The sequence below is a fragment of the Dolichospermum sp. UHCC 0260 genome (genome assembly GCF_009711985.1).
Lineage (GTDB): Bacteria > Cyanobacteriota > Cyanobacteriia > Cyanobacteriales > Nostocaceae > Dolichospermum > Dolichospermum lemmermannii.
Genome location: NZ_VIKZ01000036.1, coordinates 23,063 through 45,946, shown reverse-complemented (window position 1 = coordinate 45,946; position 22,884 = coordinate 23,063). Strand labels below are relative to the sequence as shown.

The following is a 22,884-nucleotide window of genomic DNA, read 5'->3' as shown; positions in this document are numbered from 1 at the left end:
CGTTGCTCCTGTTGCTTTAAGCGCTCCTGCTATCAACGGTTAATAACTAGAGTCTAGTTAAATAAAAAACGCTCTCCACGAGGGGGGCGTTTTTATTATGAAAAATAAATTATTGTTAATCAGATTTTGAATTATAATGTTTTTACTAGAAAAGGAAAACGAAGTAAATACAGCAAATAAAGATGATATATGAGTCAAATAAAAGTTAAAAATTTCGGACCAATTAAGTCGGGTTTTGCAGAAAATAATGGATTTATAGACATTCGCAAAATTACTGTTTTTATCGGTAATCAAGGAACGGGAAAAAGTAGTATTGCTAAGTTAATTTCAACATTTAGCTGGTTGGAAAAACAGTTATATCGTGGAAATTTAGAAATAAAAGACGTGAAAAACTATAATAAGTTTATTAAAACATATTGTAACTATCACAATTTAAAAAACTATTTCTTGCCAGAAACTGAAATTGAATATCTAGGAAATGCTTTTAATTTTTCTTTTCAAGATAGGAAATTAAACATTGATTCCAGAAATTTTGAAGCAATCATTTTCAATAGTCTGTGTATTATTAATAATATTCCCAAAGAATATTTTGTACCTAAAATCATGTATATTCCGGCAGAACGAAACTTTTTTAGTGTTGTCAAGGGTGCTGAAAAAGTAAAAGGGTTGCCTCAATCATTATCTACTTTTTTTGAGGAATTAGAGCGTTCACAACAGGAATTATCAGAAAGTCTGACTTTACCAGTGGGTGATGTAAAGTTGGAATTTGATAAAATTAATAGTAGTTTAAATATTCTAGGACAGGATTATAAATTAAATATTTCCGAATCTTCAAGCGGGTTTCAGTCTTTTATTCCTTTGTTTTTAGTTTCTAGAAATATTGCGTTGTCTATTGGTCAAAATAAAGATTCTTCCCAAAGTGAATTGAGTGGAGAAGAACAACAAAGATTAAAAATAGAAATCGAAAGAATCCTATCCAATGATAATCTTTCTGAGGAAGTTAAAAAAGCTGCTTTGGAAGTATTATCTTCTAAATATAAAAATGAATGTTTTTTAAATATTGTTGAAGAAATAGAACAAAACCTGTTTCCAAAATCGCAAAAAGACGTTTTATATAAATTATTAGAATTTGCTAACCTTACAGAAGGTAATACACTAATTCTCACTACCCACAGTCCTTATATTATTAATTATCTGACATTAGCAATCAAGGGATATCAGGTTTTACAGAAAATTCTAGATTTACCAAACAGCAATTTACTAAAAGAACAACTAGAAAATATTGTTCCTCAAGTATCTTGTGTATCTGATAAAGATTCAATTGTATATGAATTAACAGAGACAGGAGAAATTATCAAACTTTCTACTTATGAAGGATTACCTACTGATGAAAATTATCTCAATACTTTCTTAGCAGAGACTAATAACCTTTTTGATGATTTACTAGAAATTGAGGAACAAATATGAGTATAAATTTTTTTGATGCTAATTGTCAAAGTCAGACAAATCAGTATAAATTTGGACTTTGTGATGATCCTAACAAAGATAAAGATACTGCTTATATTGACACTGTTGATTGTAGTAAATGGATTGCTATTGTTGAAAATAATCAAGAAATAGAGGTGATATTTACCGCTATTGATAATTGTATTGAAATTCTCAGATCAGATGGTACAATGGATAACCGTTGTGATGGTATGCTGACTTACAACAATCATCTTATTTTCGTGGAATTAAAAGAGAAAAATTATAGAAATAATTGGGTTGTAAAGGGAGAGAAACAATTAAAAAATACAATTAATGTTTTTATTGCAAATCATGATTTAGAAATTTATAAATCTAAAAAGGCATATATAGCTAATAACAAAAAACCTACTTTTCAGTCTTCACAAATTACAAGAATGGATAAATTTAAGGATGAAACAGGTTTTAGATTAATCATCCAAAACACCATAGAAATTTCCTAAATAGTATTCTAATTTAATGGACTAAATTTATGTATCAATACCAAGATTTTATCATTCGCAATTGGCAAGAAAAAGACCGCATTTTTGCAGCCACAGTTATTAGTTCTATATTATCAGAATATGGTTTACCTTGGCAACCAGAAGAAGCAGACAAGGATGTATTAAATATTGAAGAATATTATTTAGCAACTGGTGGAGAATTTTGGGTAATTGAACATCAAAATCAGATTGTCGGGACTGCTGCCTATTATCCCATAAATCGCGGCGAAAAAGCTGTAGAAATTAGAAAAATGTATCTTTTACCAAAAGTACGCGGTTTAGGATTAGGAAAATATTTATTACAACAATTGGAAACAGCAATTGCTTTGCGGGGATTTAAGCAAATTTGGATTGAAACCGCCAGTATTTTAGCTGAAGCTGTTAAACTTTATGAAAGTAATGGTTATCTACCAACAACAGGTGTAGAAACTAGCAGATGTGATTTAGTCTATGTAAAATATCTATGATCAAGATATTCAAAAACCTTCTGAGTCTTTTTCTTAAATCCTCTTGTCCCCTGTGTCAACGTCCTACACCCAGGGAACTTTGTCCATATTGCATCAAACAAATTCAAAGTTGTCACAAACCAAATCCTGCTTATTTATGGAAACAACCATTACCAATATTTGTGTGGGGAAATTATGGTGGTGCAGTCAAAAGAGCGATCGCTGCATTAAAATATGAGAATCAGCCACAAATTGGTTATGTGTTAGGAGAATGGTTAGGGGAATCATGGTTATTACATTCACCGCAACCACAACAACAGCTTTTAGTTGTTCCTATCCCTATGCACCCCAAAAAACAAAAACAACGGGGTTTTAATCAAGCTGCATTAATAGCTGAAGGTTTTTGTAATGTGACAGGATACAAATTAAAAGTCAATGGTTTAGAACGCATTAAGGAAACTGAAGCCCTATTTAATTTATCCCCAGCCCAAAGACAAGAAAATTTAGTAAATGCTTTTGTGATTGGTAAAGATTTGCGTCGTCATCCCCATATACCAATCTTATTAGTGGATGATATTTATACTACTGGCGCTACGGTTATAGCTGCTGTACAGACTCTTGAACAACATCAAATTACAGTCTGGGGTGTAGCTGCTGTTGCCACGACAAATAAAGAAAAATAAAGCTATATTAGATTAGTTACCCTGTATTTCTGGGAACAGTATTTCAATTTATGAGAAAGATTTTTGCAGTGGGTTTCAGAAACATCTTAATTATTCCTATTACATTGCTAACAATGGGGATTTGGATCAAAACAGCCTCAGCACAAAATAAGTTATATAGCCCTATTCCGTTAACTAATTTGACAGAAATTTCTGATACTTTATCAAACAAAGATATTCCCACAGGACAAGGGGGATTTGCTCGTGATTATGCAATAAAATTAAATCAGGGTGATAATTTATCTATTGATTTGTCATCGGAAAACTTTGACAGCATTATTACACTATTAGCACCCAATGGTTCAACAGCAGGAGAAAATGATGATGCTCCCGACGGTACAAGCAATTCTCTATTATTTACCCGCATTACAGAAACAGGAACTTACATTGTGCGCGTTCATTCTTTTGGGGAAACTGGGGTAGGGAAGTTTAAACTCAAGGTGACAAAACTGCAACCTGTGAAGTAGGGTTTGCGCGTTCAATCCATCCTTAATTGGGTATAATTGAATTGATGAGTTAAACGAAATAAATTATGAAAATTCAAGTAATCATATATGAAGCAGAAGCAGGCAGTTTTTGATTAATTTATCACAAATTATACTCAATAAAACTAAGAAAATAAAATTTTATGTTCTCAGTAGTCGGTTTTAACCGACTTTAGCTATAAGACAGGGAATTTATTCCCTGGATTTTGGAACATCAATTTTGAATATAAAAATCCGCTAATTATATATCTTGACAATAGCACAAAATTTCAAGATGTCAATACCCTAGTAAACTCGTTAGCTTATTGATTACATTCTCAATAATCTTGAGAATTAACTCAGAATATTCTCAATAAACACAAGGATGTGATTTTTTTGAAAAAGAGAGATTGAAAAAACTTATATGTCTGATGTCAGACTACCACGATATGCCACAATCCGAGAAACATCAATTGCACGCATTTGATCTAATAAAGCAATTGACGGTGATTTTAATCCAGCGACACCAGCCGAAAATTGCATATATAAATCAGGGGAGTTCACAGCCCATTCTTGCCCTCTATCTGTTGTCATTGGTACAACGAAAACAAGAGGAAAGCGCAGTTTTCCTAAACGACTTGGCAACCCGACAATAATTGCCGGTCTGAAACCTTCTTGTTCTCTCCCACTGGGAAGCTGACTAGGAAATTTGACAGTTACAACATCACCAACTTGTAAAATACGCTCTGTCATATACCTATTTTAACTTTTCCTGTTTCAGCGATAAATTTAACGGGTATTCCTGCTTCTAATTCTCCTTCTTGCCATTCATAGGGTTCATATTTTTCTAAACTTGATAAGTCGCTTTCTAGCCAGTCTATATCTTCTTGAGTTTGAGGATTTTCGCTTTGCCAAACTAGATAATTTAAAAAGCTAAGAACTTCTGGTAATTTATCATCAGGGATGACTTCCAAACGTTGTACTACCTTGTTTCTGAGTTTATTCATCTCTGTAATACTCTGAATAGTTTTTAGTATGGATTAATCTCAGAACGCTTTTTAGGAATGTAAAATATCACACAAAATATCCACAATTAAGATTTGAGTTTTTAACGATAATAAGCCTAGCTCACGCTGAATAAGTGAGGATCGAAGTGTTACCAAATGATCAAGTCTGATGGTTGATGATTTACGAAGACCACTCATAATAAAATCTGGATTTTCTGGTCTGAGAATAATATCTGTATGAAGGGGATTTTCGGGAATACGGCTGGTGATGAGGGCAAAAATAATGTGCTGATATGCTCCAATTGTATTGGTTAGACAATAGGCAGGACGGACTTTACTGGAAGATAAATCGTCAAAGGGAAATTGAATTAAAACGATTTTACCCTTCATAGGCTATAGGTTGTCCATCTTTCAGGGTATAAATATCTTCTTCTGGATCATGCAGAAAAGCAAAGCTAGGGTTATTGGAAACAGCATCTAACCAAGTTTGTTCATTAAGTTCATCTTCTGGCATTAAAAGAATGACGCGCACAACCCTGTCCTTTGCTTGGGGAATGGGATGATCAAGTTTGATTTGCCCTTGGGTATTTAGGATACCAGTGGTTTCAATCGCACGCATAGCTAAATCTAAGAGGGGTGATTTTATTCTAACATTATTTGGCTCGTTTATTGTCGCATGAGAAATTAGTAACTCGCGGACAATTTGGCGATATTTAGCTACACAAGTATCAAGTAAATATTGCATAAATTCAATTAAAAATATTAAACTGAAAATATGGTTTCATCAGGTGGCAGCAATTCGTTTCGATAGGACTCAAAGGTAATACTATCTGCAAAACCTTGATGTTGCAAAATTAGATTTGACCAAGTTCTAGTTTTGTTTTCTAGAAATGTAACTAATACAGTGCCTTCGTGAATGTCCTTTGGTATTTCAGCAAGTTGGATTTTTCCATCTTTATAAATTCCCTGAACGGTTTTTAGCATGGATTAACCTCTATAAATTGGGTGATCATCATTACTATTAATTGTGCCACAGAAAATCCCTTGTTATTACCATTATTGTGATCGCCCTCATCATCACTGAACTGAGAAAACAGCGATGCCAAAGGCACACTTCGCGCTCGTCATTTGTTTTCTCTAGCACATCTACTAAGAAGGTATTAAAAGTTAGAACTGGTAAGCTGTCGCGCATTTAAATTGTATAATTTGGAGGCTAAAACCCTTCTAGAGCCTAGTTCAAGCTAAAAAACTAGATGCGTGACAGCTTACACCCTTTTGAAGAAATTGGGCAGATAAGTTTGAACTCAAGACGACAAAACTGCAACCAATCAAGTAGTTATTGAGTTATTTATTTTGCTTTATACCCTATAAAACTGGAATCCATATTAATAACAACTATACCTCCGCGATTCTTCTCTATTTGTCGCCAGACTTCATAGCCCATACAGATTGCTTTTTCCCAATCACCAAGTGAACACTTAGAAATTTCTAAATCCAAGGTCATATTTTTGATAATCTTTAACAGTTGTTCATCTATTTCTGAAACTCCTTCCAAGAAACCGTGATCTTTAGCATAGCTGAATACGAGTGCTGATATGCCTTCTTCAATAGCTGCTGCCCGACCGCCATCTTCAACTTCGTCAGTGCGAGGATTGCTTTTTCGTTTAAGTTTTAGATTACTCCGCATAACTGGCGACCAACCTAAAACGGCAACATACGACAGATGAAAAACATCATGAAAGCGGTAGCCATCACTGGAATATGAGTTATCTGTGAGGTAATTGCCAATCTGTTTACCATTAATAAATGCTCTCACCTTCACTGAATTATCTTCGATTTCTTCAGTAAGATTGATTTCAAATGTTCGGGGAAAACGCTCGTATTCTGGAAAGTCATGATCAAATAAATATTCTGTACGTTTACCATCTGTTTGTGCTAAATCTCTTCTTCCCCAACGATCACGACATTTGTTCAAATTACTTTGTGCAATTTCTGTTAAATCTAGATCAAACTTACTTGCTACATTAGCAATATACCAAAGTAAATCGCCTAATTCTTCTGCAACACAATCTTTGAAAAGTTTATGAGCATCTTTATCTCGAAGATGTTTTTTATATTCAGTCAGGAGTGAGCCAGCTTCGCCTACTAAACCAAGCAAGGGGATGATTAATCCATCTCCATTTTTATCAGGAACTTGATCCGTTTTCAGTGCTTCTTGTTGATATTCAGAAAAATCCATCATTCACTCTTTACCCTGAGATTTTAACCTGAGATTTTAATTAGATTTAGATAGTCCAGCAACTTGAATTTTGGTATATTCTTCAATAGCTTGGTTAATTTTCCATTTAGGTGGATACCAATAATTAATTGGTTCTACGTTAACTGAATACTTTTGTTTTATACGAGTTCTTCCTGATATTCCTGATATCTCAGGATGCTTCATACGAGAATATTTATCTACCTCACAAAATAGATTTTGGCAGTCAATTAATTGCAGTTTACGCCCCCAAAGTGACTGATAATTGAGTCCTAATCGCTCAAACTCTGATTCTTGTTGCTCTGCCATAAATTTAATAATTTCTGGTTCGTTTAGGCCTCCCAGATCAAGAAAACATTTGCGGATACCATCAAGCGCACCAGGTCCAGGAACGACAAACGCCATCTCGCTATAGTTAGTAATCTCGCTATAGTTGACATCAGTTATAAACTGATATGCCAAAAAATCGCCAATAGTTGGATAACTAAGCAGTAAATCGAAACCTTGGTGCATATTTCGTGAATCTGCGAGTTTCTGTGGCAGATTATCCGCCATCATTTTCTCAATTAACTTAAGATTATTACGATGTTTTGTAGTATATCCAAATGTTTTACCACCTGATGGCATAATATAGGCCGCAGAATAGATGGTCTGACCCGACTGCATGGTTTCTGTGAGAATTTTATCGTAGCGTTCAAATGAATAGTCAGTATAAGTAATGTGACCAATATTATTTTCTAAAAGCTGCCAAGTTTCAATTTTGTTAAAAATTTTGAAGAGGATAATTCTAAAGAACACCTCATTAATTGAGGATGGTAGATCATCACGATAGATAACATTGCGTATTAAATACTGGCTGGTACGATCACTTGCACGATAAGCGTTTGTAAACTTGTATGTAGAAAGAATTGGATCATCAGTCCAAGGCATTGGAGCATTTTCTAGTTTTTTAAAAAAAATCTTTTGTCGTTCCGCAGCAAACTGCCAATAAGTATTGAATACAACTGTAGGCTTGATGGGTGAAATATGTGAAATAATGACCGGTGATGAAATTGGTTTTTGACCACTATCGCCAATATTAAGACTTAATTGTTTGCCCTGCTCTGTATTTTCAATGGACTGTTTCTGACGTTTTGTTACCATTTTATTTCTCTCAAGAAATATCTCTGTTTCCTTAAATTAGTAAATGAATATCATCCGTAAAAAGATTTTGTTAAGCTTGTTTACAAAAAGATATATCTTCTCTATTCTTCTATTTGCCACTTGTTAGCTGTATTTCGACTAGCATCTATAACTGGAACTAAAGTTGATGATCTTTTTCCAATTGTATCTAACTTTTCTACACCTATAAAGCAATTCATACGGTCAAAAATTAGACCCATTTCCTGAGCCATGAAATTGCCTAATCTACATAATCCTAAGTAGTTACCGTAGGCTTTATCGAAAAGTTGTTGAGTAGCATAGAAAGAATTTAAAACAAGAGTTTTATCTTTGTTATTTGGCACAATGCTAATGTGCTGTAAGCAAGGAAAACCTAATTGACGACTATTAGGAACATGGTCACGTCCTGGATCAAAAATAGAAGCCTGGAACATACTTCTTCTAATTGTTGGATCTGACTTGTACTCAAAAATGATGTGTTCAAGTTGGTTGCCATTGTGGGGACCACAACCAAAAGAAATTAATCTTTCAAAATAAAGTCCACGCCTGTTTTTTGATTTAGCAAGAGCTTTAATTCTTGGCAATGTATCAATATAGATGTCAAAAAATTTTTCCCGGTCGTATTTAGACTTTCTCCATAAAGAGCTAGGGAAAATTGTATTTGCAACTGTGTGGATGCTTTGTTCTTTGTTATCTTTAAGGCAGTTATCAAGTGCATCTCGAATAGATGAATCTTCATTAGGAATGCCTTGGTTAAAGCCTGTCAAGCTGATTATTAGTGGAGAAATTTCCTTTCCAGGATTATCAATAATATGGAGAAATGCACGACACCAAGCATAGGAGAGATTTCTTTCATTAATAATGATAGGTACACTATTACTCATCTTCTGGCTCCTCAAGGTGGCGATATTGACTTAATCCAACAAACTGATCACGAGAAATACGTACAAGAACTGCCCAATCAGCATCAGGACAGTAGACACGCACAATCCCAGGACGGTTAGCTCGAAAGAGACGACCTTGTAGGCGATTTTCCTTAAAATTGATAGTTCCATTTGTTGCTTCTGCTGTGCTAGGTAGAAGCAGATAACTTCCAACCTCAGCATCAAGTGTAGTCATTGACCAATCTTTATCACCAATAATTAATGGCTCTGTTGATGAAAAACCAATAACTTCTTGGCGGATAGATTTAGGTGTAAATTTGAGAAGTAAATCAGCTTGGGTGCGATTAATAATTGTTAACGAATAAGTCATGTGATTGATCAAAGTCTCGTACCCAACCCCAAAACTACAGGCAACTGTGAAAATCTGAAGTGGTGTTACGGAAGAAATATCCCAACCACGAGAAGTAAATGCTTTTCTTATGCCCAAAGTTGGCATGAGTAAGAAACCTGCAAAGCAGTCAACCAAAAACTCATCAGGATAGAAAGGTTTAGATTTTTCAGAATCTTTTATCAGTTCATCAATGGTTGAACTGTGTCCAAAAACGTGATGTCCGAGTTCATGAGCGCAGGTAAAATTACGTCTAGTAAGAGGACGTAACGCGGAAAGTAATATTTGTGGTTCATTTTCTTTTAGATACATACCTTCCATACTGATGTTAACAAATCGAACTTTAATGTTAAGTTTGTCGCATAAGTTATAGATACAAATTGGACTTTTGAGGTCTAAACCAGCTTGTGTCCGAATTTCTATTGATTTACGCATGGCCTGTTTAGCCAATTCTTGCTTTTGATTAACCACAGATTTTTCCCCACACTTAATATCAAAGTAACTAATATTACTAATCACAAATTATCTCTCCCTGTTCGCATGGAAGCAAGTAATATTAATAGTCGTTCTAAATCTTCTGGTTTAAGCTTTTGGAGTTCTCTGGCAGCGAGCTGAAGTTTATTGTCATGAATATCAACTTTATCCACACCTTCAGCAAGTAGCCATGCCACACTTACATCAAAAATTTCTGCAAGTTTTGCTATCTCTTCAGCAGAAGCATTTCTGTTCCCGGCCTCTATTTCAGAAACAGAGGGGCGATGTAGTTCAAGGATTTTAGCTACCTGTGCCTGAGAGAGACCAGCCATTTTACGAGCTTCCCGAATGCGAGAAGCGATAATTGCTTTTTTGTCTTTTAGTTCAGTCATATTTTTTTATTCCCTTTACTGACGATTTCACAAACTACATCAACTGATTCGTTGATAGTGAGTCGCCGCGTGCCATCCTCTGAAAGAAAAATGTTTATATCATTTGGGATGTCTACATTCAATTCAGTAGACAGCATAGCCATAGCAGTAAGAGATAGATAACTATCAAACCACCCTAAATCATCTAAAGGACAGGTTGTTCCCGTAATTAGTTGATCTTGATATCCGCAATCAGTCTGCATTTCTTGAAACACTTCTATCAGCTTGACCTTTACATTTTCTGGGGTCATAGTGCGGCACACTATATTACGTTTAGTAAGATTATCTTACCAAATGTGATACAAAATGTCAATCGAAGTTCAGACAAATATTTAGGTATTTAGATTTTATCCATTACTGTAAAGCTTTTAGAAACTACTTCATATTTCAAAAGCTGGTAATTACACACAAAAACAACGCTTCAGTCCACTCCACCACAGCGCCATAAGTATCTCCTGTATGTCCACCCAACTGATAATTAAACCAAGCTGCGGTAATAACAGAAATCACACTCCCAGATAAAACCATCCCCACAGCCAAAACTAACTTCTGCGGATTAATTAACCAAACAACAGCACTCAAACCTAACAATAAAAATAAACTTGGTAACAAATCCAAATAAGAACGAATAGCTTGTTTATGAAATGCACCCTTACCAGTCGGTTTCAGATAAGGATATTGACAAATAGCCATTTGTTGTCCCCAACGTCCCCACCCACAAGCAGCCATTAATACAAAATAATGGTTTTCAGCTATTTCTGTTAAAGCTGTTATTTTCAAAATAATAATCACAATAGCGGACATTGCCCCAAAAGCACCTGTAGCACTATCCATCATTACCTCTAACCTGCGTTTCCGATCACCCACCGCTAAACCATCAGCCGTATCCATCGCACCATCTAAATGTAACCCTCCCGTAATTGCTATCCACGCACCTACTACCAAAGCATTACGAGTTAGCACGGGGACACCCAAATAATTCATTCCCGTATCTAATCCACCTAAAATCCCCCCAATCATTAACCCAATCACCGGTGCAAAACAAGCAACCTTCTGGAAGTCCAAATTTTGCAGATAGGGTAAGGGAATAGCTGTATAGAAAATCACAGCCGCAACTAAATTTAGCAATTGCTGTTGCCACCAGCGCAAAACGTTAGCCATACTTTATATAGAGTTCCATTAGTCAAATACTTCCAGTATTCATGAATATAAATGTTCTCATCATAAATCACTCCCAGACTGACAATCTACCTCAAAAGATGAGACGATCGCCTCCTAAACTTGATATTTTGGAACTATGGGAAATTAACAATCCATCTCATTGATAGTCTGGCTGCGTTGTCACTCACCTTTCATAAACCGCTATTTCTCTATGAGTCATCATCTACCCCACACCAAAACGCCAGCTCCGTGTATAGTCAACATGGGCATAGTTGTCAACAAACTCGATATCCGCCGATTGCTGAATGATTTAGGTAGAGTCCACTACATCTACACCCAAGAAAATAAGCTACTGAGTGAGGGTGACGGGGATGTAATGGAAGTATTCGCTAATTCCCATCGCTCTACCTTAGTCACCAATAATGCACTATATGTGAATGTGGATAGTTTTGATTATCTGGAGTTAAAACTATCTCCACAACAAGAAACCTACTTCGACTTAGTTCAAGAGGAAATGTGTTTACGGTTGATTCCTCTTTCTACTCCTTTACAAGCAAGACGCGATCGCCAATTTAACGTTACGGTTATAGAAGCGATGATGGATCAAGTCTTAGCAGCTAGATGGGATGCGGAAATTGATGACGACTGCTGTGATTCTTTTTAAAGGAGTCAGCACTATGGCTAACGCCACGCTACGCTATCGACTTCGCTCAGTGACCGTCAGGAGAAAGAATGAGGTAGAAGTAGGACTTACGCATAATTCATGGAATAACGAACCACAGAGGCACAGAGAACACAGAGAAATGAGGGTTTGAGGGATATTTTGCGTAATTCCTGAGAAGAAAGGCGGTATCACAAAACCTTAACTAAAGAAATCATATCCTCTTTGGGGTCATAGTGGATTGCGGGGTATGACCCTCACAAGACAAAAACCCCCACGAACGCCCTAAGTAACACCAAAAATGTTAAGTTGATGGATAAATTTAGCTAATTAGTATTTTTGCCTTGAGCGCCAATTTTTCCTTTGAAAGTCTCGCTACCTGTAGCCAGACCAAAGCTAGAGCCGGAATATTTTCTACTCCCCACGGAATTGTAGAAACACCCAGGTTTATGCCTGTGGGAACATTAGCTAATGTCAAAACTATCACCCCTGCCCAACTGGGAGCAACAGGAGCGCAGATGGTTTTAGCTAATACCTATCATTTACATCTCCAACCGGGAGAAGCCATTGTTGCTGGTGGTGGTGGACTACATAAGTTCATGGGTTGGTCTGGACCAATGCTCACCGATTCTGGTGGATTTCAGGTTTTCAGTCTGAGCGAAATGCGAAAAATTACTGAAGAAGGTGTAACTTTCCGTTCTCCTCATGATGGGCAAATCATTAAATTAACGCCAGAACGCTCTATTGAAATTCAGAATATTTTAGGGGCGGATGTGATCATGGCTTTTGATGAATGTCCTCCCTATCCTGCCACTCGTCAGGAAGTTGAAGCCGCCACTGACCGAACCTATCGCTGGTTAAAACGCTCTATATCCGCCCATCAACGCCAGGATCAGGCATTGTTTCCCATTGTCCAGGGGGGAGTATATTTAGACTTACGCGCCCGTGCTGCTCAAGAATTGGCGCAGTTGGATATGCCGGGATATGCCATTGGTGGGGTCAGCGTGGGTGAACCAACGGATTTAATGGCGCAAATTGTCCAAACTACAGCGCCGTTGTTACCGGTGAATAAACCCCGTTATTTGATGGGTGTGGGAACTTATCGAGAAATGGCCATAGCGATCGCTTCTGGGGTAGATTTATTTGATTGCGTTATTCCCACCCGCTGGGCTAGACATGGAACAGCTATTGTTGCTGGTGAACGCTGGAATATCAAAAATGCTAAGTTTCGTGAAGATTTTACACCATTGGATGCAACTTGTCCTTGTTATACCTGTGAAAATTTCAGTCGGGCTTATTTATCTCATTTAGTGCGATCGCAGGAAATATTAGCATATACTTTGTTGACTATTCATAACATCACCGAATTAATTCGCTTTACTCAAAAGATTCGCGCATCAATTTTGAGCGATCGTTTTGTCACAGATTTTGGTCATTGGTTAGAACCATCAGCAATTGATTTAGAAAAAACTGAGGACTGATCATTGAGCTAATCATGATAAAATATATCTCGCATATAATAATACCTTGTCCATTTTCTGCTTTGTTGGGTTAAGCGACAGCGCAACCCAACGCTCATGTTGGGTTTCATCCTTCAACCCAACCTACAAATCAAGGCTTTCTCTAATTTGGACAAGGTATTGATATAAAATCTGTATTTGATTATTAGGTGGATTTAAACAAACATGGAAGCAGCACTATTACTCGCAAAATTGCCTGAAGCTTACCAAATCTTCGACCCCTTGGTAGATGTTTTACCTGTTATTCCCGTCTTCTTCTTGTTACTTGCATTTGTTTGGCAAGCAGCAGTGGGTTTTAGATAAATTACCCATTGCCAATTTTTTGGGCAGGTAACATCCACCTGTCCTATTTTTTGGTAAAATTAATAGTTCTTAATATTTTGCAATAAATCCATATAATTAATCCAGTCACATACTAAATTACCAGGAAGCTACGATGGGAAATATCAGATTTGTTAAAGAAAATCAAGAAATAGTCGCCGCAGATGGTGCTAATCTCCGACTTAAAGCTGTAGAAAATGGCATTGATATATATAAATTTTTCGGCAAAATGACCAATTGTGGTGGTGCTGGACAATGTACTACTTGCGTTGTCCAAATCACTGAAGGATTAGAAAACCTGTCTCCGCGTACAGATTTAGAAACCAAAAAATTCAAAAACAAGCCTGATAACTACCGTCTCGCTTGTCAAACTCTAGTTAATGGACCAGTTACCGTCATTACCAAACCTTAAAGGCTGATAAAAAAATTTGGCTTCACTCTGTCATGGATGATGCTATTCTAGAATAGTTGACTCGAAATTACACAAAAGGCTATCTTGCTATGCAAGTTAATGATTTGGGTTTCGTAGCGAGCATTTTGTTCGTATTAGTACCCGCCGTGTTTTTAATCATGCTTTACATCCAAACCTCCAAGACTGAAGGTTAATTAACAGCCTTGCGAACAGCTATTAGCTTTTGTGAGCATTTTAAAATCGGTGGAAAAGATAGTTAATACTTGGGCTATAAAATAAAAACCCCCCTAAACTAATATAGTGTAGGGGTTTTTATTTAGTCATCGCTATTACAATACCTTGTCCAAATCAAAAAAAGTCTTGACTTGTAGGTTGGGTTGAGGTACGTTCACGAAGTGTGGCGATAGCTTGCGTGGCGACGTAGGAGCCATAGCCATAACCCAACATAAGCGTCGGGTTGCGCTGTCGCTTAACCCGACCTACAAAAAATGGACAAGGTATTGCTATTATGAAGACATTATCCAATAGTACGTGCCAAGAGAACTGGACAGGTAGCATTAACACGAACATAGTCAGATAAAGACGAGCCAATGAGCCGATCTATATCAACAAAACTCTTAGCAATAGATGGGCGACGGTCCGGGGAACCAATCAATAATAAGTCTATATTCAACTCATTAGTTAAACGACAAATTTCTTCCCCAGGTTTACCACTGCTAGTAATACAACGCACTGCTACAGATTGCTTTTCTGCCTCTGCCACAGCCATTCCTAACACAGAATTTCTCTCTGGTTTAAGATCAGTAATACCTGATAATTTACCACCTAAATCTGCATTAACATTAGCTAAAACCAATTGTCCACCCGCAACACCCCTAAGTAAGAACAAAGCCAAATTTAAAGAGTTTTTGGCAGATTCAGAATTATCCATGGCCACCATAATGCGCTTAATGTTTTTGACATAAATGTCATCTTTCACTAGCAACATGGGACGGGAAGACAGTTGGAAAACGTACTGACTGACGGAATTGGAGAAAATAGATTGTAGCCGCTTCATTCCCCGTGAACCCATAATAATCAAGTCAGCTTCCATTTCGTCAGCGACTTGACAAACTACATCCTTGGGATCACCTTGACGTAAAATAGAAGAAACTTGGCTGGGATCTAAGTTTAAATACTGAATAGCCTTAGCGAGAATTTTGCCCCCTTCTTCCCATTTGTCGGTCATTACAGCCGCAGTGCTTTGTGGGGTGACAACGTGGAGAACTGTGACTCTTGCTCCTCGAAATGAAGGTAGTTCTTTCAAGTTCTTGAGCATTTCTTCCGCGTGTCCCAAACCGGAGACAGCTAACAAAATTTTTTGGATCATTTTTCCGTCTTTGTCGTGAAGGTTTTTGTGGTTTTTGCTGCTAGTATTGAGCTATGGCTGCGTCAGGCAAGCTATCAGAATGTTTTTTTCTGATGTGCTAAATAACCAAGTTAAGTATTTAGGCATAAATTAACTGATTAGCAGTAAAACTAATACCAACAAGCAGAAGAGTGATTAATATTAAGTTTATTTACGCCTAACTACGTGAAGTGACAACCAGGTTGCCTATCATTCATATCATACAACTAATTGTGTCTAATGAAATTAATAAAAGATGATGTTAGTTATGATTTGTCATCTATGTTAATTTTTTTTAATTTAAGTTAATTATTACCATGATCATTTTTCGGAAATTAAACAACAAATAGCAGAATATCAAGCTTATGCTGAAAAAATGAGAGCAAAAATACCGGGTTCTTCCGTACCTGTTATGCCAAATATGAGTTTATTTACCCCACAACCCATATAAATAAAGGATTTTATTGTTTTTGATACCAAATTTGTCAAAATAACCAATGAATTAATGTAAAATCCTTATATAACAAGGATCTTGGGATTTAAAAAAAATAATTTAGCATAACAAGTCCCTAAGACCCAAATACCGTTTATATTGTCAGCATTCAGCCGTCAATTTTCAGCTTTTCGTAAAAAGATAAATTTAATTTCTGCTTGAGATTTACAGGATTGATAAAATCAAAAAAATGAATTACCAAGTTGTTAATCAATTAGATGAAACCCAAATTTCCGAACTTGTGGAATTATACAAAAATGAGTTCTGGAGTCACAACCGAATATATCCAGGTGTTGTCAAAATGTTAGCTGCATCTGATATTATCATCGCTTTAGTAAATGAGGAAAAAGAACTAATTGCTTTTTGTCGTGTTTTAACTGATTTTGTTTATCGCGGAGTTCTTTATGATGTCATTGTTAAACCTAGTTACAGAAAAATGGGATTTGGTGCTAAGTTATTAGATGAAGTCGTTAATCATCCCCAATTAAAAGAAGTTGAAAATATGGCTTTGTTCTGTTTACCAGAGATGATACCATTTTATCAACAGTGGGGTTTCACTAATAAAGTTGTGAACTTGGAATTAATGTATCGTTATCAATAATATACAGCGGTTTCCGCTCTTATGAGGTACAAAGTTGAATCATGAAACTCTTGTAGTGCGGGCATCTTGCCCGCTAGATATGTACCTCATAACACCGGGAAGTGCTGTATCAATCCTTGAGAATTCTCTAATTTGATCATGTCTACCCAAAGTCTAATTCAAAGTATATATACAGATGGCGCTTGCACAGGTAATCCTGGCCCTGGTGGTTGGGGTACAGTTGTCTATTTTCATGATGGTTCAGTTCACGAAATGGGTGATTCATCCCAGCACACCACTAATAATAAAATGGAAATGCAAGCTGCGATCGCTGCCTTGGAATTTTTCAAATCATCTCGACAAACTGAACCTATTACCCTGTACACAGATAGTAAATATGTCATTGATTGTGTGACAAAATGGGTAAAAGGCTGGAAAAAGAACGGCTGGAAAAAAGCAGATGGGAATCCCGTTCAAAACCAAGACCTCCTAGAAATCCTGGATCAACTCAATAGCCGACTGGTACAATGGGAACACGTTCGCGGACATTCTGGTAATATTGGCAATGAACGCTGTGATGTCATTGCGCGTTCCTTCGCTAACCATAAAATCCCTCACCTCAAACAATTATTACCTGGACTTCTTCACGAAAATTTACCTAAAATTGGGGAAATAAGCCCAGCAAAAGTATCTAATGATCCAATAAACTCTACAATAACTAATAAAAACACACTAGAAAGCAGTCCGTCTGCATCAGATACAAGCACTATGGAACAATCTACAACACCAACTGCGACTACAACCAACGAACAACCCACGGAAATCAGGGTTTTACAACTTCGCAACTTGGTGGAAACCTTACGGATTGCAGACGAAATTGCCGAAAAAGGCTACCTAATTACCAGTTCAGAATTAGCAGACTTAATGGGTGTTCACTCTAGCGCCGTTACCAGCCGAGGTGATGAATGGCGGTGGCGAAATTGGATAGTTTCACGGGTAAGACGGGAAGGAAATCAAATTCTTTGGGAACTCGAACGTGGGGACAAAATAGCCACAGAAATAGATTGAAAAATATAATTTTTGATTTTCCTTAAATCTTAAAACCCGTAGGGGCGCAGGCTATGCGCCCTTGATTGCATTTCAAGACCTTTGATTAAGCTCCTAACATTTGTAAATTGTGCAAAGTGGCATAAAATCCTTGTTGTTGTAGCAATTCTTCATGACTTCCCTGTTCAATTAATTCCCCCCGTTTCAACACAAAAATCCGGTCTACATTGCGAATTGTTGAGAGACGGTGAGCAATAATAATTGAAGTCCGTTGGATTAACAACTGATTTAAAGCTGATTGAACTAAAGCCTCCGTCCCCACATCTAAACTAGCTGTGGCTTCATCTAATACCAAAATTTGGGGATTACGAATAGCCGCCCGCGCAAAGGCTAAAAGTTGTTTTTGTCCACTAGAAAGATTTGTCGCCCGTTCTCGTAATTGAGTATCATAACCTTGGGGTAATTGGTTAATAAACGTCGCTACATTCGTCTTTTCTGCTGCTTGTTGAATTTCTGCAAAACTGTAATTATCACCTAAAGTAATATTACTTTTAACATCACCAGCAAACAAAAAAGCCTCTTGCAAAATCACCGTCATATAACGTCGTAGTTCCACTTGAGGAATCTCGCGGATATCCACACCGTCAATCAGAATGCGTCCTTGGGTTGGTTCATAAAGACGACATAACAGCCGAATAATTGAACTTTTACCCGCACCTGTGGGACCAACTAAAGCCACCTTTTCCCCTGGGTGAATGGTAAAGTCTAAATTCTTAATCACATAATCATCATCTTTATAAGCAAAGGAAACATTTTCAAACTTAATTGCTCCCAAAGCCGGAACGGGTGTAAAATCTTGAGATTCTAACTTAGAAACTATCTCATTAATATAGCCAAATTCAAAATCTACATTTGCACTTTGAGGCTGAGAGTAATCTTTAATTTCGATAGGTTCATCTAAAATATCCACTACTCTTTCAATAGCCGTAAACCCAGATTGAATCACCGTAAACTTTTCCGCAAAATTCCGTAATGGTTCAAAAAATTGTTGGGCATATAAAATAAATGCTGATAAAATCCCAAAGGAGATTTGTTGATTTAACAATAACCAACCACCTAACCATAATACTCCAGCAATAGCAATTAAACCAACCCATTCTAAGGTTGCAGAAACTGCGGAATCATACCAAATGCTAATATCTACTTCCTTAATATAACGTTGGTTAGCAGCTCGAAATAACTCAACATTAAATTTTTCGCGGCGAAATAATTGAACTATATTAATCCCGACAATATTTTCTTGAAGTTGAGAATTGAGTACAGAAAGTTCTTCCCTGGTTTTATAATTAGCCCTTCGATACCGCTGTTGAAAATAAATTATCAACCAAGTTATTGGAAACAGGATGAATATCAACAAAGAAGCAAGTTGCCATTGAATAGAAAACATCAATCCTACAATTACTACCATAGATAGTAAATCAGAAACAATGCCTACAGCCCCAGTGGAAAAAACATCTCCTAAACTTTCGACATCACTCGTTAGTCTAGTAATCAATTTACCTACAGGTGTCTGATCAAAAAACCGCACAGCTAAAGATGTTACATGAGTAAATAAATCTTCACGAATATCTGCTGTGATTTTTTGCCCTAATTTTTGCACTAAATAACCTTGGACACTTATTAATACTAAGCGGATAATAGTTGCTATTAGCAACATTCCAATCAGGATATTTAAACCTTGCCACAGAGGGATATTTTGCAGAAATTGATATGTACTTGGTTCTTTGCGAATTAACGAAATTGCCTGTCCCACTAATAGGGGTTTGATAGCACTAGCAACAGCAATCGGAACAAGCATTAACATGGATACTGCTAATAGTTTGCCATGACGACGACCATAGGGGACTAAGCGTAAAAATAACCGCCAGTCATTTTCTCGACGACGGTATTCGGGATTGGATTTAGTTGGAGATGGAGAGATGCCCATAAATAACAATTTAGGAGGAAAATAATGTAAAATTCTGTCCTGGGAGACTAATTTTTTTCAAAATTTAAGCCATTGATTTCTTGACATTTGGCCTGTGCGGCTTGATAAGCTGTCAAATATTCTAGCCCCCCCAACATAACATCACCATAATAATCATAGGGGGCTTCACCATAAATAGGTAAAGGATCATCCTCTGGATAATCTTCTTTGGATTCTTCCACAATGGCTTTGAGTTTTTTGGTACTTAGAGCTTGAGCCGGAAAATAATAAAGTTCTTGGGGATTTTTTTGTAAATAAGGAAGTGTCGGATCTATAATTACATCATTAACTTCAATCCAACCATGTTCAACTGGTTTATAGGGCTGACCAGCAAATACTAAAAAGCCTTGAATATACTTTGCCCCTTGGGTGATTAAAACTGCTTTATAAGCATTATCAAAAGGTTTTTTAGCTTTACTTTTGATGGCTTTGGCAATTTCATGAGATAGGGTTTCATCTAATAATTTGTTCATGGGGTAAATTTCTCCTTTAATTATTTTGTCAATTATTAATATACACTGTATTAGGCAATTTTTAATCACCTGGACTATATAGCGATCCTAAATTAGTTATGAAAAACAAGATCCCCGACTTCTCTAAGAAGTCGGGGATCTGACTCTGGGAATGTTCACAAATCAAATAGGATTACTATATGCTAATTATTGTTGATATCCGATAATTACCCCCTTTAATCCCTCGATACTTTGGGGGGAAACCAGAAAATCCAGTCCCCTCCCCTTTGTGAGGCTATCGTGTACACACAAGTTATACTCGAAACGGCTGGATTGTTTGATTCTAAACGTAGGGGTAAAGCAAGAGCTTCATTGGTGTCAACTTAACCTAAAACCCATAGCCCACCTGGGAATGAATTCCCAGTCTAATAGCAGAAGTCATCTGAAGATGACTAAATAACCCGGAAATTTTTGAGTAAACTTTAGTTTACTTTCGCTATTAGCCCGGAAATTCATTTCTGGGTGGGTGTGGAAGCCAACAAATAAGCCATCTGTAGCCTAAGTTGACACCAATGGGGTGGGGTTAATTCCTTCAACACCGCATCAGTAAAGGGATTTTTCCCCGCCTTCAAATCCCTAATTTGCCCTTTTTGGACAACACTTTCTCACTCCGCTAACTTGCGTTTAGCTTTGCCTTTGTTAGCAAACTCCTGTGCTTTTGCTTGGGGGTCAAATTGTAAATTTTTATCCCATGCTTGGGCGGTGCGGAAGTTAGCTAAAGCCCCATTCAGATCATCATTTGCTGCCAAGTTCTCACCTTGGATCACTAACACCGTTGCTGCTAATAATAACCGAGATGGAGTTTGGCAATCTTTTAATTCTGCCAACACTTGAGGATTACCAATCAAATAATTATTCAGCAAATTGCAACCACTGGTGACTAAATTATCTAAATCCAAATCCCATAAAATAATCGTCTTGTCATGACTCCCAGAAGCCAATTGTTGTCCGTCGGGGCTAAATCCCACACTATAGACCTCACTCTCATGACCTTTCAGGGTATTGACTGCTAAGGCTCTATTTTCCGGCTTTTCATCACGTTGCAAATATACTGCTTGCCTTAATGCTGCTATCGTTGGTACTTGAGTATCAGATTTTGCCCAAGATGCCAGTTTTAGTTTTCCACCAGCCTTCAAGCCTTCTATTAAGGCGTTTCCGGTGTCTTTTAAGGCAAACTGGGCTTCACTAGATTTAGTTAAGGCTTGAATTGCATTAATATCAGCTTGTTGTTTCTGAGTTTCTGCCCTCTTTGCAGCATCCCAAGCTGTTACTGTTAGCAAGGTTAATGCTATTCCTGCGGCTACTGAACCTGCCAGGGCAATTTTGAGAAAGCGATTGAGTTTAGCTTCACCGATTTTTCTTTGTTGTTTTTCTCGTTCTAGTTGTTGGCTGAGTGGTTCTTGTTGCTGACGAATAAAAGCTGCTAAATAATCATGAACTAATTGATAACGGTCTGCGGTGGTTTCTGGTAACAACACCACTAAACCAGATTTGACAAATATTTCTAATACTAAATCTAAGTTATTCTCAGTTTCATTTTTATCTCGTTCTAATAATGATTGTAAATTTTCTTCTAATTCTGCCTTAGTTTTTAACGGTCTTGTTCCTTGTTCGTCTGTGAGAAAATAAAGTAATAATTCAGCAAGTTCTTGATTTTTCTTACCGCAATCATTAACTATTTCCCCTAAATAACGTTTAACTAATTGTTGCTTATTACCAATTTGCTGATATGCTGCTAATGTGGTGATATTTTCTGTTTCTAATTGCGCTCCCACAATTTGTAATTCAATGGGACGGACTGAACCTAATTCTCCCGCTAAATCTTCTACCAGTCGGTTAATTAAATCCGGTTCTAACTGAAAAGTTGTTTTTTTAGTTAAACTTTCAATCGTAGTTTTAGCATTTTCTGGTGTTAAGTTTCCCAATTTATACAGCACATTTTTACTCAGAATACCATCACCAATAATATTCATGTCGCTGATTTCATCACATTCTAATAAAAGATGCAAATAATCTACCCGCAAAGATAAAATTACTCGCAAAGATCCAATATTTTTATGATTTAGACATTTCCCTAAAAACTGAAAAAACTCTGTTCTGGCTTTATCGTCAGGACACACAAAGAAAAATTCTTCAAATTGGTCAAAAATTAATACTGTTCTTCGGTATTTTTCAATTTCTACCAATTTTAAAACAAATTTTTCCTGAGTATCTAATTTTAAATCTTCTGATTTTAAGTTTTCTGGTAATACATCTAATAGTTCTTTTGCTAATTCTGTAAACCAACTATTATAAACTCTAATCGTCACAGGTAAATTATCTTGAAAACCTATGGCTTTATTTTCCAATGCAGGAATTAACCCAGCATTAACTAGAGAACTTTTTCCAACTCCTGACTGTCCATGAATGACAATAATTTTTTTATCAGTTCTACCAATTCTTGCTAGTAATTCATCTACATCTATTTTCCGTCCAGATACTTCAATTTCTGGAGAAATATTTTCTTTTTTAATGGTTTGATTTA

Annotated in this window: 27 protein-coding genes and 1 pseudogene; 12 read left to right on the top strand and 16 right to left on the bottom strand. The window is 36.7% G+C overall.

All coding sequences use genetic code 11. The features are described 5' to 3' along the window. Positions 1–189: 189 nt before the first annotated feature. From FJR08_RS14890 to FJR08_RS14870, 5 genes are read left to right on the top strand one after another with little or no spacing between them, the layout of a single operon-like run. Positions 190–1,467 (top strand): AAA family ATPase, encoded by a 1,278-nt coding sequence (locus FJR08_RS14890; protein ID WP_168633686.1) that lies wholly within the window; start codon positions 190–192, stop codon positions 1,465–1,467. Beyond that, on the top strand, positions 1,464–1,967 hold the full coding sequence (locus tag FJR08_RS14885) for a hypothetical protein (protein ID WP_168633685.1): 504 nt from the start codon (positions 1,464–1,466) through the stop codon (positions 1,965–1,967). Before FJR08_RS14890 ends, FJR08_RS14885 begins: the two co-directional genes overlap by 4 nt. A gap of 29 nt (positions 1,968–1,996) precedes the next feature. Next, positions 1,997–2,473, top strand: a complete 477-nt coding sequence (locus FJR08_RS14880; protein ID WP_168633684.1) for a GNAT family N-acetyltransferase — start codon at positions 1,997–1,999, stop codon at positions 2,471–2,473. Further along, positions 2,470–3,135 (top strand): ComF family protein, encoded by a 666-nt coding sequence (locus FJR08_RS14875; RefSeq protein ID WP_168633683.1) that lies wholly within the window; start codon positions 2,470–2,472, stop codon positions 3,133–3,135. The genes FJR08_RS14880 and FJR08_RS14875 overlap by 4 nt, the downstream gene beginning before the upstream one ends. A 50-nt stretch (positions 3,136–3,185) precedes the next feature. Next, positions 3,186–3,641, top strand: a complete 456-nt coding sequence (locus FJR08_RS14870) for a PPC domain-containing protein (protein ID WP_168633682.1) — start codon at positions 3,186–3,188, stop codon at positions 3,639–3,641. A gap of 417 nt (positions 3,642–4,058) precedes the next feature. Here the strand turns inward: FJR08_RS14870 and FJR08_RS14865 are convergent, their stop codons facing one another. The 12 genes from FJR08_RS14865 to cobS all read right to left on the bottom strand — a co-directional run bounded on the left by FJR08_RS14865 (position 4,059) and on the right by cobS (position 11,401). Then, the gene (locus FJR08_RS14865) at positions 4,059–4,391 is read right to left on the bottom strand and encodes a type II toxin-antitoxin system PemK/MazF family toxin (protein WP_168633681.1); all 333 of its coding nucleotides are present in this window, start codon (positions 4,389–4,391) and stop codon (positions 4,059–4,061) included. Further along, positions 4,388–4,645, bottom strand: a complete 258-nt coding sequence (locus FJR08_RS14860) for a hypothetical protein (RefSeq protein ID WP_168633680.1) — start codon at positions 4,643–4,645, stop codon at positions 4,388–4,390. Before FJR08_RS14860 ends, FJR08_RS14865 begins: the two co-directional genes overlap by 4 nt. Before the next feature lie 51 nt (positions 4,646–4,696). Next, positions 4,697–5,035: a type II toxin-antitoxin system PemK/MazF family toxin gene (locus tag FJR08_RS14855; RefSeq protein WP_168633679.1), complete on the bottom strand. Its 339-nt coding sequence runs from the start codon at positions 5,033–5,035 to the stop codon at positions 4,697–4,699. Next, entirely contained in the window at positions 5,025–5,390 is a 366-nt protein-coding gene (locus tag FJR08_RS14850) for a hypothetical protein (protein ID WP_217357522.1), read from the bottom strand. The genes FJR08_RS14855 and FJR08_RS14850 overlap by 11 nt, the downstream gene beginning before the upstream one ends. A 17-nt stretch (positions 5,391–5,407) precedes the next feature. Then, positions 5,408–5,629, bottom strand: coding sequence for a hypothetical protein (locus FJR08_RS14845; protein ID WP_027403257.1), 222 nt, complete (start codon positions 5,627–5,629; stop codon positions 5,408–5,410). A 364-nt stretch (positions 5,630–5,993) separates the two neighbouring features. Continuing rightward, positions 5,994–6,887: a nucleoside triphosphate pyrophosphohydrolase family protein gene (locus tag FJR08_RS14840; protein WP_254435764.1), complete on the bottom strand. Its 894-nt coding sequence runs from the start codon at positions 6,885–6,887 to the stop codon at positions 5,994–5,996. Positions 6,888–6,920: 33 nt separating this feature from the next. Further along, positions 6,921–8,045: a nucleotide kinase domain-containing protein gene (locus FJR08_RS14835; RefSeq protein WP_168633678.1), complete on the bottom strand. Its 1,125-nt coding sequence runs from the start codon at positions 8,043–8,045 to the stop codon at positions 6,921–6,923. A gap of 101 nt (positions 8,046–8,146) precedes the next feature. Next, on the bottom strand, positions 8,147–8,947 hold the full coding sequence (locus tag FJR08_RS14830; protein WP_168633677.1) for a thymidylate synthase: 801 nt from the start codon (positions 8,945–8,947) through the stop codon (positions 8,147–8,149). Then, on the bottom strand, positions 8,940–9,854 hold the full coding sequence (locus FJR08_RS14825) for an ImmA/IrrE family metallo-endopeptidase (protein ID WP_217357521.1): 915 nt from the start codon (positions 9,852–9,854) through the stop codon (positions 8,940–8,942). Before FJR08_RS14825 ends, FJR08_RS14830 begins: the two co-directional genes overlap by 8 nt. Further along, a complete protein-coding gene (locus FJR08_RS14820; RefSeq protein WP_168633676.1) occupies positions 9,851–10,201 on the bottom strand; it encodes a helix-turn-helix domain-containing protein in 351 nt (116 codons plus the stop codon). The genes FJR08_RS14825 and FJR08_RS14820 overlap by 4 nt, the downstream gene beginning before the upstream one ends. Then, positions 10,198–10,491, bottom strand: a complete 294-nt coding sequence (locus FJR08_RS14815; protein ID WP_168633675.1) for a hypothetical protein — start codon at positions 10,489–10,491, stop codon at positions 10,198–10,200. The genes FJR08_RS14820 and FJR08_RS14815 overlap by 4 nt, the downstream gene beginning before the upstream one ends. 136 nt (positions 10,492–10,627) lie before the next feature. After that, complete coding sequence (cobS, locus tag FJR08_RS14810; protein ID WP_168633674.1) at positions 10,628–11,401, bottom strand: adenosylcobinamide-GDP ribazoletransferase; 774 nt, start codon at positions 11,399–11,401, stop codon at positions 10,628–10,630. A gap of 211 nt (positions 11,402–11,612) precedes the next feature. Here cobS and FJR08_RS14805 point away from each other — a divergent pair, with 211 nt between their 5' ends. The 5 genes from FJR08_RS14805 to psbM all read left to right on the top strand — a co-directional run bounded on the left by FJR08_RS14805 (position 11,613) and on the right by psbM (position 14,509). Further along, positions 11,613–12,065 carry a hypothetical protein gene (locus FJR08_RS14805; protein ID WP_168633673.1) on the top strand — a complete coding sequence of 151 codons (453 nt, stop codon included), beginning with the start codon at positions 11,613–11,615 and terminating at the stop codon, positions 12,063–12,065. Positions 12,066–12,406: 341 nt separating this feature from the next. After that, the gene (tgt, locus tag FJR08_RS14800; protein ID WP_168633672.1) at positions 12,407–13,543 is read left to right on the top strand and encodes a tRNA guanosine(34) transglycosylase Tgt; all 1,137 of its coding nucleotides are present in this window, start codon (positions 12,407–12,409) and stop codon (positions 13,541–13,543) included. 204 nt (positions 13,544–13,747) lie between these two features. Then, on the top strand, positions 13,748–13,885 hold the full coding sequence (locus tag FJR08_RS14795) for a photosystem II reaction center protein K (protein WP_006195022.1): 138 nt from the start codon (positions 13,748–13,750) through the stop codon (positions 13,883–13,885). Positions 13,886–14,018: 133 nt separating this feature from the next. Then, on the top strand, positions 14,019–14,315 hold the full coding sequence (locus tag FJR08_RS14790; RefSeq protein ID WP_168633671.1) for a 2Fe-2S iron-sulfur cluster-binding protein: 297 nt from the start codon (positions 14,019–14,021) through the stop codon (positions 14,313–14,315). An 89-nt stretch (positions 14,316–14,404) separates the two neighbouring features. Continuing rightward, a complete protein-coding gene (psbM, locus tag FJR08_RS14785; protein ID WP_015079946.1) occupies positions 14,405–14,509 on the top strand; it encodes a photosystem II reaction center protein PsbM in 105 nt (34 codons plus the stop codon). 323 nt (positions 14,510–14,832) lie between these two features. On the opposite strand, the gene FJR08_RS14780 is transcribed toward psbM, so the two are convergent. Beyond that, positions 14,833–15,684, bottom strand: coding sequence for a universal stress protein (locus tag FJR08_RS14780; RefSeq protein WP_168633670.1), 852 nt, complete (start codon positions 15,682–15,684; stop codon positions 14,833–14,835). 701 nt (positions 15,685–16,385) lie between these two features. On the opposite strand from FJR08_RS14780, the gene FJR08_RS14775 reads away from it, so the two are divergent. Both FJR08_RS14775 and rnhA read left to right on the top strand, forming a co-directional pair. Beyond that, the gene (locus tag FJR08_RS14775; RefSeq protein WP_168633669.1) at positions 16,386–16,796 is read left to right on the top strand and encodes a GNAT family N-acetyltransferase; all 411 of its coding nucleotides are present in this window, start codon (positions 16,386–16,388) and stop codon (positions 16,794–16,796) included. A gap of 138 nt (positions 16,797–16,934) precedes the next feature. Beyond that, a complete protein-coding gene (rnhA, locus tag FJR08_RS14770; protein WP_168633668.1) occupies positions 16,935–17,843 on the top strand; it encodes a ribonuclease HI in 909 nt (302 codons plus the stop codon). 85 nt (positions 17,844–17,928) lie between these two features. On the opposite strand, the gene FJR08_RS14765 is transcribed toward rnhA, so the two are convergent. From FJR08_RS14765 to FJR08_RS14755, 3 genes and pseudogenes are all read right to left on the bottom strand, one after another. Further along, on the bottom strand, positions 17,929–19,809 hold the full coding sequence (locus tag FJR08_RS14765) for an ABC transporter ATP-binding protein (RefSeq protein WP_168633667.1): 1,881 nt from the start codon (positions 19,807–19,809) through the stop codon (positions 17,929–17,931). Between the two features lie 47 nt (positions 19,810–19,856). After that, positions 19,857–20,321 (bottom strand): hypothetical protein, encoded by a 465-nt coding sequence (locus tag FJR08_RS14760; protein WP_168633666.1) that lies wholly within the window; start codon positions 20,319–20,321, stop codon positions 19,857–19,859. Between the two features lie 644 nt (positions 20,322–20,965). Next, positions 20,966–22,884 (bottom strand): annotated as a pseudogene (locus tag FJR08_RS14755) (AAA family ATPase); the annotation flags it as partial.